19 protein-coding genes are annotated in these 13,693 nt (G+C 69.4%); 4 read left to right on the top strand and 15 right to left on the bottom strand.

Going from position 1 to position 13,693, the window contains the following annotated elements:
• Nucleotides 1-105 precede the first annotated feature (105 nt).
• Nucleotides 106-1,569, bottom strand: a complete 1,464-nt coding sequence (locus RXV79_RS01135; protein ID WP_316701490.1) for a MocR-like pyridoxine biosynthesis transcription factor PdxR — start codon at nucleotides 1,567-1,569, stop codon at nucleotides 106-108.
• Nucleotides 1,570-1,619: 50 nt separating this feature from the next.
• On the opposite strand from RXV79_RS01135, the gene RXV79_RS01130 reads away from it, so the two are divergent.
• Genes RXV79_RS01130 through RXV79_RS01120 form a run of 3 tightly spaced genes read left to right on the top strand, consistent with a single transcriptional unit; the run spans nucleotide 1,620 to nucleotide 3,188 of the window.
• The gene (locus RXV79_RS01130) at nucleotides 1,620-2,063 is read left to right on the top strand and encodes a GNAT family N-acetyltransferase (protein ID WP_316701488.1); all 444 of its coding nucleotides are present in this window, start codon (nucleotides 1,620-1,622) and stop codon (nucleotides 2,061-2,063) included.
• Between the two features lie 13 nt (nucleotides 2,064-2,076).
• The gene (locus RXV79_RS01125; RefSeq protein ID WP_316701486.1) at nucleotides 2,077-2,550 is read left to right on the top strand and encodes an OsmC family protein; all 474 of its coding nucleotides are present in this window, start codon (nucleotides 2,077-2,079) and stop codon (nucleotides 2,548-2,550) included.
• Nucleotides 2,551-2,552: 2 nt separating this feature from the next.
• Nucleotides 2,553-3,188, top strand: coding sequence for an FMN-binding negative transcriptional regulator (locus tag RXV79_RS01120; RefSeq protein WP_316701485.1), 636 nt, complete (start codon nucleotides 2,553-2,555; stop codon nucleotides 3,186-3,188).
• A 1-nt stretch (nucleotide 3,189) separates the two neighbouring features.
• Here RXV79_RS01120 and RXV79_RS01115 read toward each other — a convergent pair whose 3' ends face one another.
• Entirely contained in the window at nucleotides 3,190-3,696 is a 507-nt protein-coding gene (locus RXV79_RS01115; protein WP_316701484.1) for a hypothetical protein, read from the bottom strand.
• A 304-nt stretch (nucleotides 3,697-4,000) separates the two neighbouring features.
• Here RXV79_RS01115 and RXV79_RS01110 point away from each other — a divergent pair, with 304 nt between their 5' ends.
• Nucleotides 4,001-5,140: an ABC transporter substrate-binding protein gene (locus RXV79_RS01110; protein ID WP_316701483.1), complete on the top strand. Its 1,140-nt coding sequence runs from the start codon at nucleotides 4,001-4,003 to the stop codon at nucleotides 5,138-5,140.
• 108 nt (nucleotides 5,141-5,248) lie between these two features.
• Here RXV79_RS01110 and RXV79_RS01105 read toward each other — a convergent pair whose 3' ends face one another.
• The 13 genes from RXV79_RS01105 to RXV79_RS01045 all read right to left on the bottom strand — a co-directional run bounded on the left by RXV79_RS01105 (nucleotide 5,249) and on the right by RXV79_RS01045 (nucleotide 13,681).
• Entirely contained in the window at nucleotides 5,249-5,653 is a 405-nt protein-coding gene (locus RXV79_RS01105; protein WP_316701482.1) for a hypothetical protein, read from the bottom strand.
• Nucleotides 5,650-6,147, bottom strand: coding sequence for a response regulator (locus RXV79_RS01100; protein ID WP_316701481.1), 498 nt, complete (start codon nucleotides 6,145-6,147; stop codon nucleotides 5,650-5,652). The genes RXV79_RS01105 and RXV79_RS01100 overlap by 4 nt, the downstream gene beginning before the upstream one ends.
• Nucleotides 6,144-7,349 carry a DUF5666 domain-containing protein gene (locus RXV79_RS01095; protein ID WP_316701479.1) on the bottom strand — a complete coding sequence of 402 codons (1,206 nt, stop codon included), beginning with the start codon at nucleotides 7,347-7,349 and terminating at the stop codon, nucleotides 6,144-6,146. Before RXV79_RS01095 ends, RXV79_RS01100 begins: the two co-directional genes overlap by 4 nt.
• On the bottom strand, nucleotides 7,346-8,263 hold the full coding sequence (locus RXV79_RS01090) for a DUF6502 family protein (protein ID WP_316701478.1): 918 nt from the start codon (nucleotides 8,261-8,263) through the stop codon (nucleotides 7,346-7,348). The genes RXV79_RS01095 and RXV79_RS01090 overlap by 4 nt, the downstream gene beginning before the upstream one ends.
• 102 nt (nucleotides 8,264-8,365) lie before the next feature.
• Nucleotides 8,366-9,190: a M90 family metallopeptidase gene (locus RXV79_RS01085; RefSeq protein WP_316701477.1), complete on the bottom strand. Its 825-nt coding sequence runs from the start codon at nucleotides 9,188-9,190 to the stop codon at nucleotides 8,366-8,368.
• A gap of 68 nt (nucleotides 9,191-9,258) precedes the next feature.
• On the bottom strand, nucleotides 9,259-9,612 hold the full coding sequence (locus RXV79_RS01080; RefSeq protein WP_316701476.1) for a DUF2845 domain-containing protein: 354 nt from the start codon (nucleotides 9,610-9,612) through the stop codon (nucleotides 9,259-9,261).
• A 110-nt stretch (nucleotides 9,613-9,722) separates the two neighbouring features.
• Nucleotides 9,723-10,187 carry a BON domain-containing protein gene (locus tag RXV79_RS01075; RefSeq protein ID WP_316701475.1) on the bottom strand — a complete coding sequence of 155 codons (465 nt, stop codon included), beginning with the start codon at nucleotides 10,185-10,187 and terminating at the stop codon, nucleotides 9,723-9,725.
• A 56-nt stretch (nucleotides 10,188-10,243) separates the two neighbouring features.
• The gene (locus RXV79_RS01070) at nucleotides 10,244-10,678 is read right to left on the bottom strand and encodes a DUF4334 domain-containing protein (protein WP_316701474.1); all 435 of its coding nucleotides are present in this window, start codon (nucleotides 10,676-10,678) and stop codon (nucleotides 10,244-10,246) included.
• 29 nt (nucleotides 10,679-10,707) lie between these two features.
• A complete protein-coding gene (locus tag RXV79_RS01065) occupies nucleotides 10,708-11,235 on the bottom strand; it encodes a carboxymuconolactone decarboxylase family protein (RefSeq protein WP_316701473.1) in 528 nt (175 codons plus the stop codon).
• 9 nt (nucleotides 11,236-11,244) lie between these two features.
• Entirely contained in the window at nucleotides 11,245-12,111 is an 867-nt protein-coding gene (locus RXV79_RS01060; protein WP_316701471.1) for an SDR family NAD(P)-dependent oxidoreductase, read from the bottom strand.
• A complete protein-coding gene (locus RXV79_RS01055; RefSeq protein ID WP_316701470.1) occupies nucleotides 12,108-12,770 on the bottom strand; it encodes a 3-oxoacid CoA-transferase subunit B in 663 nt (220 codons plus the stop codon). The genes RXV79_RS01060 and RXV79_RS01055 overlap by 4 nt, the downstream gene beginning before the upstream one ends.
• Nucleotides 12,767-13,459 carry a 3-oxoacid CoA-transferase subunit A gene (locus RXV79_RS01050; RefSeq protein WP_316701468.1) on the bottom strand — a complete coding sequence of 231 codons (693 nt, stop codon included), beginning with the start codon at nucleotides 13,457-13,459 and terminating at the stop codon, nucleotides 12,767-12,769. The genes RXV79_RS01055 and RXV79_RS01050 overlap by 4 nt, the downstream gene beginning before the upstream one ends.
• 9 nt (nucleotides 13,460-13,468) lie before the next feature.
• The gene (locus RXV79_RS01045; RefSeq protein ID WP_316701465.1) at nucleotides 13,469-13,681 is read right to left on the bottom strand and encodes an acyl-CoA carboxylase biotin carboxyl carrier protein subunit; all 213 of its coding nucleotides are present in this window, start codon (nucleotides 13,679-13,681) and stop codon (nucleotides 13,469-13,471) included.
• Between the last annotated feature and the right edge of the window lie 12 nt (nucleotides 13,682-13,693).

Here is a 13,693-nt window from a genome sequence, read left to right as displayed (position 1 = left end):
TTGGGCACGGTGTCTCGCATCCCGGGCGTGGGGTGGGTGACGGAGTGGAGTGAAGGAGGAGACGACGACCACGGGAGTGGTCTTCGTCGGGGGACATGAACGGAGTCACCCACCCCACGCCCGGGATGCCGCTCCGACCACCACCGGCCCCAACGCCCGCGCCGCCGACCGCAGCGCGCGCTCCGAAAACCCCGCATACCCGAACACCCACCCACGCCGCCGCGTTTCCACGCCATACAGCGACAAGGGCGCCAGATACACACCTGCCTCCCCCGCCGCACGGCTCAGCGCCGTGTCGTCCCGCCCAGCCCCGATCTCGAACGACAGGTGCATGCCCTGCGCCGCCGGCGTGAGTTGCACCCGCCCGTCGGTCGCCTTGCGCAGCGAATCGACCAGCGCCGCCTGCCGCTCCTGGTAGAGCTCGCGCATGCGGCGCAGGTGGCGCAGCAAGTGGCCGTCGGTGATGAAGCGCGCGAGCACCTCCTGCGAGGCCCCCGGGCTGTGGCGGTCGGTGAGCGAGCGCGCGCTGGCGAAGGCCTCCACCAGGTGGTGCGGCAGCACGATGAAGCCCAACCGCAGGCCCGGGTGCAGCGTCTTCGAAAAGGTGCCCACGTAGAGCACGCGTTCGCTGTGCGGCAGGCTGCACAGCGCCGGAATGCGGTGCGTGCCGTACTGGAACTCACCGTCGTAGTCGTCTTCCACGATCCACGCTCGCTGCTGGCGCGCCCATTCCAGCAGCTCCAGCCGGCGCGGCAGGCCCATGTGCACGCCCAGCGGGAACTGGTGCGTGGGCGTGACCACCGCCATGCGCGCCTGCGGCCACCGCGCCGCGCCCTCGGCGATGGCGAAGCCCTGCGCATCGACCTCCACTGGCCGCACCGTGATGCCATGGCTGACGAGGCACGCGCGGATGCCGAGGTAGCCCGGGTCTTCGACCATCACCTCGTCGCCCACGTCGAGCAGCAGTCGGGCTAGGAGGTCGATGGCCTGCTGCGAGCCCGAGGTCACCACCACCTGCTCCGGCGCGCAGCGGATGCCGCGTGACACCAGCAACCACTGCGCGATCGCCTCGCGCAGCGGCGGGTGGCCGGCCGGCGGACCGTACTGCGCGAGGCGCTGCTGCAGGCCCAGCGGCACCTGGCGCGCCAGGCGCGACCACAGCTCGAACGGGAAGTCGGCCACTGAAGGGGCGCCGATGCGATAGGGCACCACGGTCGACACCGGCGGGCGCCAGCGCAAGGCGGTGTCGGCGATCTGCCGGCCGCGGCCCGACAGCCCGCCCTCGGGCTGCAGTGCACCGCGCTTGCCCGGCGCGACCGCGGGGTGCAGCGCGGCGAGGTCGGGCGCGACGTAGCTGCCGTCGCCCACCCGCGCCACGATGTAGCCCTCGGCACGCAGCCGGTCGAGCGCCCACAGCACCGTGTTGCGCGCCACGCCCAGCGCCTGGGCGTGCTCGCGCGAGGGCGGAAGCCGGCTGCCCGGGGCGAAGGTGCCCTGCTCGATGGCGCTGCGCAACTGCAGGTAGACCTGCTGGCGCAGCGACGCAGCCGGATTGGTTCTGGCATCCATGGCGGATTGGCTCCTTTGGTGCACCGCATTGTGTCTACGATCAGGAGCCAATGAATTCAGAACTCCGAATCACGCCACTGCGCCCCGACGACCGCGCCGCCTGGGAGCGGCTCGCGCGCGGCTACAAGACCTTCTACAAGACCGAGGCCACGCCCGACCAGTACGAGACGGCGTGGCAACGCCTGCTGAAGCGGGACGAGGTCTACGGACTGGGCGCCACGCTCGACGGCCGCCTGGTCGGCATCGCGCACTACCTCTTCCATACCGGCGTATGGGCACCCCGCTATGGCTACCTGCAAGACCTCTTCGTCGAGCCCGCGCAGCGCGGGCGCGGCGTGGCGCGGGCGCTGATCCACGCGGTGGCGGCCGCAGCACGCGAAACCGGCGCCCAGCGCTACTACTGGCTCACGCAGGAACACAACCACACCGCGCGTGCGCTGTACGACAAGGTGGCCCAATTCCAGGGCTTCATCCGCTACGACTACACCCTCTGACCCGGAGCATCCCATGGCCGAACACGTCTACACCGCCACCACCGTCTGGCAACGCGGTGACGCGCCCTTCAGCGACAAGAAATACAGCCGCCGCCACGAGATCCGTTTCGACGGCGGGCACGTGCTGCCGGCCTCCTCGTCACCGCTGTCGGTGCGGGTGCCCTACTCCGACGCGGCCGCAGTCGACCCGGAAGAGAGCTTCATCGGCTCGATCTCCAGCTGCCACCTGCTGTGGTTCCTCGACATCGCCTGCCGCGCCGGCTTCGTGGTCGACGGCTACCGAGACGACGCGGTGGGCGTGATGGAGCCCAACGCCGAAGGGCGCGTCGCCGTCACGCGCGTCACGCTGCGGCCTGCCGTGCGCTTCGTCGGCAAGCAGCCCACGCCAGAAGAGCACGAGCACCTGCACCACCGCGCCCATGAGGAATGTTTCATCGCCAACTCGGTGAAGAGCGAGATCCTCTGCGAGCCGACGATCGCGACCTGACCATGTACACACCGAGCCACTTCGACGAGACCCGGCCCGAGCCGCTGCAGCAGTTGCTCCACGAGCACCCGCTGGGCCTCTTGATCACGCACGGCCCGCAGGGGCTGGACGCCAACCCCGTGCCTTTCCTGTACGACGCGCAGCCCGGTGGTGCCGGTGTGCTGACCGCGCATGTGGCACGCGCCAACCCCGTCTGGAAAGAAGCCGCCGACGCCGAGGTGCTCGTCGCCTTCCAGGGCCCGCAGGCCTACATCTCACCCAACTGGTACCCGAGCAAGGCCGAGAACGGCAAGGCCGTGCCCACCTGGAACTATGTCGTGGTGCAGGCGCGCGGCAAGCTCGTGGTTCGTGACGACGTGGCGTGGCTGCGCCGCTTGGTCACGCGGCTCACGCAGCGCCACGAGGCGACGCAGGCAGTGCCATGGCAGGTGAGCGATGCGCCGGCCGACTACCTCGAGGCCATGCTGCGCGGCATCGTGGGCATCGAGATCCCGCTGACGTCGCTGCGTGGCAAATGGAAGATGAGCCAGAACCACACGGCCGCCAACCGCGAAGGTGTGGCGCGTGGCCTGCGCACCCAGGGCGCCGAGGCGAGCGCGGTGGCCGACTGGGTGGAGAAGGCCGCCGCGCCGCGCTGAATCAGAAGCCGGGCGCGGGCGCGGCCGTGCTGCGCAGCGCCAGCTCGGTCTTGCGTGAGCTGTCGGGCGACAGGGTGAGCAGCGAATGCTCGCCGCGCGAGACCAGCTCGGCGCGCGCATCGCTCGCCTTGCGGCCCCAGGTGGCGTTGAGGCCGCGGCGGGCATCGGGGCGGCCGTAGGCGCGTTCGAGTTCGGCGGCCAGCGCTTTCGCGCCCACCGCGGCTTCGAGGCGCACGGTGTAGAGCCGGTCGTTCACGAAGCAGTAGTGCACCGCCTTGAGTTCGGCGTCGCCGAAGAGCAGGTTCTCGTTGGCGCGCTGGTAGCAGGTGAGTTCGCCTTCGCGCGACACGACCGTCGCATCGGGCCCCAGGCGTTCGGCTTCGGCACCCCACTCGACACCGCGGAAACCACGCAACTGGAAGGCTTGTGCGCCCACCGCGGCCAGCACGAGGACGGAAGCGACCAGGGACGGCGCGATCAGGCGGGTGGCAGTGCGTGCGGTCTTCATGGCGTCAAGGCTCCGTGTGCTGCGGTGAGGCCAGTGTCTTGGCGCGCCGCGGGCTGTGTCAATTCGTAAACGGCTGATACAGCGCGTCGTCATTGCGCACAAATGCGCGCTCGGTTCGCGTCTGAAGTGACGTTGTGCGTCACTTCACGAATCGCAGCTGCAACCGAAATGCAGCGACGGTATCAATCTGTACACAACCCTCAACCGTGAAAAAAGTCGGCCGAGAACCCGTCACCCCATCCGTCCTCCGCGGACGGCAGGCAGTTCTTTCTCAGGTCCACTGTTCTAGCTAGGGAGAGTTGAAATGAAGCGCAGACACCTCGTGATCGGCAGCCCCGCCATCGTCGCCGGCAGCATGCTGGCCCCCTGGGCGGCCACCCGTGCCGCCAACGGCCCCGTCATCAAGTTCGGTCAATCGGCCTCGCTGAGCGGCGGCCAGGCCGCGTATGGCAAGGACATCCGCGACGGCATCACCGCCGCCTTTGCCGCGGCCTCGGCGGTGCCGGGCAGCCCGCGCTTCGAGCTCGTGACACTCGACGACGGCGGCGTGAAAGACCGCTGCATCCAGAACGTGAACACGCTCGTCGAGGGCGGCGTGTCGGCGATCGTCGGCCTGACCAACGGCATCGCGGCCGAGGCCTGCGTGCCGCTGGCCAACAAGGAACAGATGGCGCTCCTGGGCACGGCCAGCGGCAACATGGGCCTGCGCACCGGCGTGTCCGGCGGCGTGTTCCACGTGCGCGCCGGCTACGACCTCGAATACAAGCGCATGGCGAACTACATCAAGGAGTTCGGCATGCGCCGCATCGGCTACGTCTACCTGAAAGACACCTCGCCGGCCAACCTGGCGGTGATGACGCAGGCGCTCAACGCGGTGCAGATCACGCCGACGGTGTCGATCGCGATCGAACGCGCCGGCACAAACTTCGAAGACGTGGCGGCCTCGCTGATGGCCGCCAAGGTCGACATCGTGCTGATCTCGGCCAACGCCGGCCCGGTGGCCACCATCATCGACCACATGTCGAACGCGAAGTACCCGGGCCTCTTCTACGCGTCGTCGTACGCGGGCCAGGGGCTGATGGATACGCTCACCGCGCGCAAGCAGAGCTGCATCATGAGCATGGTGGTGCCGCGCCCGAACTCGGGGGCCGCCAACGTGGTGAGCCGCGCCAAGCAGGACTTCGCCGCGTTCGGTGGTGAAGCCAAGCTCGGCATCACCACGCTCGAGGGCTACATCGCCGGCCGCACCGCCATCGAAGCGGCGCGTGCCGCGCTCAAGGTGAGCGGCGGCGAGCGGGTGAGCCGCGCGCGCCTGAAGGAATCGATCGCCGGCCTGCGCACCGACCTCGGCGGCTACCGCGTCGAGTTCGCACCCGGTGTGACGCAGGGCTCGCAGTACGTCGACCTGATCGCGATCGACCGCTACGGGCGCCTCGTCGGCTAGAGATGTTGACCCCTCGACCGGCGGGTACGCCGGTCGATCCCCCAAGGGGATGGCGGGCCGGCTTGGGAGCGGCCCGGCGCTCGGCCCGCCCGCCGATCCGAAGTTGGGTCAGTCGTGCTTGCCGTGGCCTTTGTGCGACTTGTCCTTCTTGCCGTGCTTGTGGCCGTGCTCGTGCTCGTAGCGCTCGCGCACCCAGCTTTCCTTGACGAAGTACACCTGCTGGCCGCACGCGTTGTAGCGGTGGCAGTGCTTGGCCCATTTTTTCTGGTGGCCGGGCGGCACGTAGAGGTACACCGGCTGCGCCGGCACGACGACGGCCGGCTGCGCGATCACCACCGGCCGGGTGTAGACCACCGGCGGCGGCGGCATGTTGCCGATGTCGATGCGGCCGTAGACGCCCGGCTGCGCGACCTGCACCGAAACACCCACGCTGGTCTGCGCAGAGGCGGCGCCGCCGCACGACAGGGCCGCAACCACCGCGGCGAGGCCCAAGAGATTCGAATACTGCTTCATGAGAGTGCTCCGTGTACGAAAGCCCCGTGTTGCCGTGCGCAGCCGTGGCGGGCCAGCACGTCGGCCAGGGCACCGGCCGAGAAAGGTTTGAGGATCACGTCGTCCATGCCCGCCGCGCGATAGGCCGCGCAATCGGCGGCCATCACGCTTGCCGTGACGGCGACGATGGGCGTGGGCATGTGATGGTGCTCATGTTCCCACTGGCGGATCTGCCGCGTGGCCTCGATGCCGTTGGCCACCGGCATCAGGTAGTCCATCAGCACCAGCGTGTAGCCGCCGGCCTTCACCGCCTCGACGGCCTGGGCGCCATCGGTGACGAGCGTGGCGTCGACGCCGTGGTGGTCGAGCATCAGCGTGAGCAGCAGGGCCTGCACGGGGTCGTCTTCCACCACGAGCACATGCGGTCGGCGGCTGCCGGCCACGAAGGTCGGGGCGTCGTGCCGCTCCTGCCAGAGCGGCGTGCGGCGCGGCGACGGGTTGAGATCGGTCTTCATCGTTCGAAACGGATGGAATCGGCCTGGATGCGCACACCACCCGACGGCATGCCACGCACCTCGAGCCGGGCGCCGACCGCAAGGTCGGCCGCCCTGCCGCCGGCGAAGCGGGTGGAACTGCCCCATGCGACGGTGACGCCGCGCAGCACCAGGGTCTGCGCGCCGAAGTCGATCGACTCGACCGCGCCGTGCAACTCGAATTCCTGCCGGCCGCCGCGCTTGAAGTCGACCGTGCTGGCCACCAGCACGCCGCTCTGCATGACACCTTCGACTTCCACGCGCACACCATCGGCCAGGTCGGCAAGCGTGCCGTGGCGCACGCTCACGCCGGGGCCGCTCGCATCCACCCGCAGACCCGCCACGAGGAAATCGGCGCTGCTGGCATAGCCGCTCACGTAGCCCTCGACCTCGGCTTCGTCGTTGTCGGGGAAGTTGCGCTGCGAGACGTGTACCGAGCTCGCCACCCAGCGGCCCGACACCGGCGTGGTGTTGAGGCTCACCCGCACCGACAGCCCGTTGGACAGCGGCGGCGGAGGCGGGGACACGCTGCCGTAGGCGATGAGCGCGGCACCGATCGAGAAGGTGCGCGCCGGCGGGCCTTGCAGCCCGCTGATGCGGCCCCGCAGCGTGTATTGCGAAAGCGACGCGCGCCGCTCGATGCGCGTGGCGCTGTAGCGGCCCGCGCTCGGATCGTAGAAGCCGTGCACCGCCACCAGCTGGCCCGCGAGCACATCGCCCAGGCCGGCGGCGTAGCCGTCGAAGAGGGTGTCGGCATCGACCAGCACCGTCTGGCCGAGCACCACGAGCTTCGAGCCCGGCACGTCGACCGACTCCACCGGCCCCGCGATCTCGTGGCCGAACTGGATCTGGCGTGCCGTGCCCTCGCCGGAGTTGCCGCGCAAGCGGCCCTCGACCTCGACCACCATGCCCAAGCGCAGGTCGGTGCGTGGGTGCATGACGCCGTCGTCGTCGATGACCACCGCCTGGCTGTCGTCGAAGCGGATGCCGTTGACGATCACCGAGCCGAAGCCGCTGATGCGGCCGGAGGTGGAGTTGGGGTCTTCCACGGTCTGGCCGGTGCCGCCGCTGTCGACGCCGCCGCAACCGGGCAGCACCGTGGCCAGCAGCAACAGGGCCAGCACGGCCGCCAGCGACAGCACGGCGGTGGTGGACGCGGGCCCGTCGAACCGCAGGCGCTTCATGGGCTGCTCCTTCGTGCGGCCTTGCGGGCGGCAGCGCGCCTCGGGGCCTTCTCGATCACGTCGTGGGGTGGGGGATCGTCCTGCATCGGTGCGTGATAGCCGTAGAGGCCCACGCGCAGGCGATGGTCCTGGGTGCGGCCGCTCGCGGCGTCGTCGTCGATGGCCTTCTGCAGCTCAGGCGCCAGCGCGCGCAGCAGTCGCTGCCATTGCTCGCGGATCAGCGGCTGCAGCTGTTGCACCGACTCGGCTGAAAGTTCGTCGGCAAACACGGCCTGCTCCAGGTGCAGCGGTTTCGGCGACAGCACGTTGGCCACCGCGGCCTGCAGGTGGTCGCCCACGTTGCTGGCCACGAAGCCCAGCATGCGCGGCTCGTCTCCGGCCGGGGTGAAACGTTCGAGCAAGAGCTCCACGCGGTCGTTTTCCTCGTCGACGCGCGCCAGCCCTAGCCGGCACAACTCTTCCAGCAGGCTGCGCGGGTGCACGTCTTTCGTGACCGACTGGGCCAGGGCCTCGAAGCTGGAGCCGGCCCCTTGGCGTGGCAAGGAGGTCTGCTCGCGCCAGGCCGGGTCGCTCAACCAGCGGGTGAACACCTGGGTCGCCGGCGTGCGCTTCGCAGTGAGTGCAGGCTCTCGTTGAAGGAGGCGATTGACCTCGCGCCGGTGCAGGCCGGTGGCGGTGCTGACCCGGCTCACCGCGCGGTGCGGCGTCACATCGGGGTGGGCGGCCAGGGCGGCGTCGACGAAGGCGCCTCGCAGCAGCTCGTCGACGTCGGCGTGATGCAGACCCCGCGCAATGGCCAGCTCGGCCAGCGGCCTCAGCAGCGCCCGGCAGGCGGCCAGCACCGCCGACGCGTCGGGCGCGGAGGGCGGGGCGGCAGGCGGCGAGGGGTGGTCTTCGAGGAACAAGGCGTGCACGGACGGGCCACGGGAGGGCCTACTCTACCTGAATGTGCTTTTTGCACATTTATGGGTTTGCCCCGAGAGACGATCACGTCTTTCAGGCGTCTGCAATTTCCCTCACGCCCAGGACAGCGGGTTGAGCCGGTAGCAGCGCGCGAGTTCGTCGTACAGCGCCGGGTGCCGTTCGGCCAGGGCCTGCGGCTGCTCGAAGAAGACCTCGCTCGCCACCGCGAAGAACTCGGCCGGGTTGGTGGCGCCATACGGGTTGAGCAGAGTGGACTCGCCCGACTCGACGGCCGACTGCAACTGCGCGAATTCCGCCGTCATGACCTGCGCCCAGCGCTCGCGCGCACGGCGGCCGGGCACGTGCGGAGCGCCGTTGGCGGGGCCGTTTTCCTGGTCGAGCTGGTGTGCGAACTCGTGGATCACCACGTTCTGGCCATCGCCGGGTGCGGCGGCGCCATCGAGCGTGTCCTGCCACGACAGGATCACCTGCCCCTGCGACCACGACTCGCCCGAGAGCGCGAGCCGCTGCTCCTGCAGCACGCCACTGCCATCGGCATGCACCCGGTCGACGGCAAAGGCGCCGGGATAGACCAGCACCTGGCGCAGCATCGGGTAGTAGCCGGGCCGCACGCGGTTGAGCAGCAGCAGGCAGGCCTGCGCGGCGATGGTGATGCGCATCTCGTCGGTGACGGCGAGGCCGGCGCAGCCAATGAAAGGCTTCTCGGCCACGAACACCTGGATGTGCTTCTTCAGCTGCAGCTGCAGGTCGGCCGGCAGGTGCCGCACGTAGGGCACCCGGCGGCGCAGGATCTCGCGCCACGCCAGCGGAAACGGCTGACGCCGGATGCGCGCACGGCGCAGCGCCACCCACAGCGGCTGTCCGGCGAACCAGGCCACGAGCAACGCCATCACACCGAAGGCGACGAAGAGGGTCACACGCGGGCCTTTTGAAGCGGGGAGGCTTCTCAGGTGAGGCCCGCGCCCGGCGGTTTCAAGCCACCGCCCTACTTCACACGATCGCCGTAGGAGATGCCCGCGAGCCGGCCCGACTCGAAGCGCAGGATGGTCAGGAACTGGCCGCGCCCGGGGTTGTAGGTCCACTCGTCGACGGTCTCGCAGGGCGTCACGTTGACGACAGTCGTGCCGCCCGCGTTGGGGCTCGGCGCCGGCGTCTGCGCCACCGGCTTGCAGAACGACTCGCGGTGCATCGGCTCGCCGCATTTCTGCAGCACCGACGCCTTGCCCTCGCCGACATTGGCGAGGTCGTTCTTGCAGCGCATCGATTGCGCCTGCGCGGCCCAAGGCGCGAGCGTGGCGGCAGCGAAGACAAGCGCGGCGGCGACGGGGGTGGGTTTCATGGTGGCTCCAACGCGTGGCACGCGTGCTGATCGTGAGAACCGCGATGCTCCACGATCTGCCGGTGATGGAATGCGTCGCCCGTGTAAATGTCAGGAAAAGAACGCGGGCATCAGCGCGGCATCGGCTTGTACGGCACCTGGCCCGAGCGCCCGACGCGCACGCTGGCGATCGCCTGCTTCACATGCGGCACCTTCATCGCCAGTGCCTCGATGGCCGGGCCGGCCCGGGCATCGGGCACACAGCCTTCGATGAACACCACCCGGCCCTGGACGGTGACCCACAAGCTCGTGCGCTCGAAGCGCTTCGCGTTTGCGGCCACCATTGCGCGCACGCCCTCGGCGATGTCGGCCGAATAGGCGAAGTCGTTGGGCCGGTCGCATTGCCCGGCGAGCCAGCACGTCGTGCCCCGCTCGGCGCGTGAATGCGCTTGCACACGCCGCTCGGCCTCGGTCATCAGGGGGCCGAGCGGCGTGGGGCAGCCTTCGATCGCCGACGACACCTGGAAGAACGGATCGTCGAACCAGTTCTTCAGGGGCTCGGCGGCGTGCGCCCCAAGGGCGCACAGGGCGAGCACCGCACAGCAGGGTGTTCGCGCGGGGCGGGCCGCTCCCAAACCGGCCCGAGGGGCTGTCATCCTTCGCGCGTGAGGTGGAAGAAGAAGTCCAGCGGTTTGCCCTTGATGTCGCCCAGTCCGACGATCACGTTGTCGGTGACCTTGCGGAAGTAATCCATGATCGGCTGCTTGTCGTAGATCAGCGAGGCCGACACCACGCCGTTGTGCGCCACCTCGCGCAGCTGCGCGAAGCCGAGCTTGTCGTAGGAATAGATCGAGCCGTCTTCGGCGCGGCACATCAGCGGGTCGACGTGCTCGCGCGAGACGAAGCGCTTGCCGTACCACTTGATCGGGTCGGGGTCCTTGCCGCCGTCGAACTTGCCGCCGCGCCACATGCCGATGATTTCGGCGGCGCTGATCGGCTTGAGCTGGTCGAAGAGCGGCATCAGCATCGAGGCCGGGTAGGCGGCCTTGGTGGCGATCATCTCCAGCAGTTGGGTTTCTGCGCTCATCTTGTCTCCCTTGAAGGTCAGTTGAAAAACTACTCGGGTGTGAGGTCGAGGGCCACGAGGAAGCGCGACACCATGTTGTAGGACGAGATGACGGCAATCAGCTCGACCAGGTGCGTGTCGTTGCCGAGCGCGGCGCGGGCGGCAGCGAAGGTCGCATCGGCCACCTTCACGTCGCGCGTCATCTCCACCGTGAGTTGCAGCGCGGCACGCTCAGTCGCATTGAAGAGCAACGCATCGACCGCCGGCAGCTTGCGCAGCGCCTCCAGTTGCGAGGGCGTGCCGCCCGCATCGAGAAAGGGCTGGCTGTGGTGGTGGAACTCGTACTCCGCCCCGTTGAGCACTGCCACGCCCAGCATGCCGATCTCGCGCAGCAGGGGCGAGAGCGAGAGTTCGGTGCGCACACGCCCCATCATCAAGCCCCAGCCGGTGGCGAACGGGGTGCTGTAGAGCAGCAGCCGGTCGAGTTCGGCGAGGCGCCCGCCGCGGCGTTTGCGGATCGCTTCGACCAGCTCCGGCGGGCCAGCCTCTTCGTCGGTGATGTAGGGAAGGCGGGGCATCTCTGACTCCTAGCGCAACTGCAGGCCGGTGATGCCGCCGTCGGCCACGATCACCTGCGCGTTGATGAACGAGGCTTCGTGCGACAGCAGGAAGAGCGTGGCGTAGCCCACCTCCCACGCCGTGCCTTCGCGGCCGAAGGGCAGGCGCTGCGCCGCACGCGCCGGGCGGCGCGCGCTGGCGTTGCGGCCGAGCGGGGTGTCGATGGGCCCGGGGGCGAGCACGTTGGCACGCACGCCGAGCGCTTCGCCTTCGAGCGCCACATGGCGGCACAGGCCAGCGAGCGCGGCCTTCGAGGTGTCGTACGACGGGATGCGCGTGCCGGGGCGAAGGCTCGCCGTCGACGAGATGAAGACGATGGCGCTACCCGGCGCCATCACCGGCAGGCCGGCTCGGCAGAAGAGCATGTGCGCACGCAGGTTGACGGCCATCGCGGCATCCCACGCGTCGGGCGTCTGGCCGGCGAGCAGCGGCGGGCCGCCGATGCCGACGTTGATCACCAGGCCGTCGAGTCGGCCCATCGTGGCGAGGCTTTCCTGCACCGCGCGCTCGATCTCGGGCGGCTGGGCCACGTCGGCGATCACGGGGAAGGCCCGGCCCCCGTCGCGCTGGATGAGGTCGACGGTGGCCTGCGCGGCGGCGGCGTCGCGGTCGAGGCAGGCGACGTGCGCGCCTTCGCGCGCGAGCAGCATCGCGATCGCGCGGCCGTTGCCGGTGGGCGGCGACGGGTCGTCGGGCACCACCTGCTGGCCGGCGCCCACCACCAGCACCGAGCGACCCTGCATGCGGCCGCGGGCGGGTGCTCGGCCCAGGGTTTCGTCGAAGACGTGGCGGGCCGGGTCGGGCTCGGTCAATCCACGGGCGGGGAGGTCGCTCATGTCGTGCGGTGGGGATGAAGGGCGAGGGTCAATCGTGCATCCGTGAGCGCCTGAAGTCCATCGAAGCCCAGGCCCGGCACGATCTCGCGCACGAGCAACTGGCCGTCTTCGATGTCGATCACCGCGAGGTCGGTGTAGACCCGGTCGACCACGGCGCGGCCGGTGAGCGGGTAGCTGCATTCGCGCACGAGCTTGGGCCGGCCCTGCTTGTCGACATGCTCCATCACGACGAACATGCGGCGCGCGCCGACTGCGAGGTCCATCGCACCACCCACCGCGGGAATGGCGCCCGGTGCCCCGGTGTCCCAGTTCGCGAGGTCGCCGTGTTGCGAGACCTGGAAGCCGCCGAGCACCGTGAGGTCGAGGTGGCCGCCGCGCATCATCGCGAACGAGAGCACATGATCGAAGAGTGCCGCGCCGGGCAGGAGCGTCACCTGTTCCTTGCTCGCGTTGATGAGGCTCACGTCGGTGATCGTGGCCGGCCCGGGGCCCATGCCGAGGATGCCGTTCTCGCTGTGCAGGATGACCTCGCGGTCCTGCGGCAGGCATTTCGCGATCAGCGTGGGGATGCCGATGCCGAGGTTGACGTAGGCGCCGTCGGGGATGTCCTGCGCCACGCGCTGGGCCATCTGCAATCGGGTCAGTGGCGTATGCGTCATATCCAGGGCTCGTGGTGGCACTGCACCACCCGCTGCACGAAGATGCCCGGCAGCATCACCTGCTCGGGCGGAATGGCGCCGAGCGGCACGATCTCTTCCACCTGCACCACCGTCGTCTTCGCGGCAGTGGCCATCACATGGCCGAAGTTGCGCTCAGCGTTCTTGAAGACGAGGTTGCCGTGGCGGTCGGCGGCCTGTGCCTTCACGAAGGCGAAGTCGCCGTGCAGCGGGTGTTCGAGCACATAGCCGCGTCCATCGATCACGCGTGTTTCCTTGCCCTCGGCCAGCGGCGTGCCATACGACACCGGCGTGAAAAAGGGGCCGATGCCGGCGCCGGCCGCGCGCAGCCGCTCGGCGATGGTGCCCTGCGGCACGCATTCGAGTTCGACAAGGCCGGCGTGATAGGCCTCGGCCAGCGCCTGCGCGCTGGGCCGCGCCGGGTTGGCCGAGCGCGCATACGAGGTGATCACCTTGCGCACACGCCCGGCCTCGATCAGCTGGCTCAGGCCCTTCGGCCCGTTGCCGCCGTTGTTGTTGACGACCACCAGATCACGCGCGCCCTGGTCGAGCAGCGCGCACAGCAGTTCCTGCGGCACGCCCGAGACACCGAAGCCGCCCACGAGCAGCGTGGCGCCGTCGTGTACGCCGCGCACGGCGTCGGCCAGCGTGGCAACGGTCTTGTCGAGCATCGACCAGCCTTACGAGAGTGCGATGACCGCCTGGCCTTCGCTGATCTCGTCGCCCTCGGCCACCAGCACCTTGGCGACGACGCCCGAGGTTTCCGCTTCGAGCGGGATCTCCATCTTCATCGACTCGATGAGCATCAGCGACATGCTGGGCGTGACGGCATCACCTTCGGACACGAGGACCGACAGCACACGGCCGGTCAGCGGGGATTCGATCTGGGGCATGGTGGCGTCGGG

It is taken from the genome of Piscinibacter gummiphilus, assembly GCF_032681285.1.
Classification (GTDB): Bacteria; Pseudomonadota; Gammaproteobacteria; order Burkholderiales; family Burkholderiaceae_C; genus Rhizobacter; species Rhizobacter gummiphilus_A.
The sequence above is the reverse complement of the archived record's forward strand: the minus strand, read 5'-3'. Positions and strand labels throughout refer to the sequence as shown.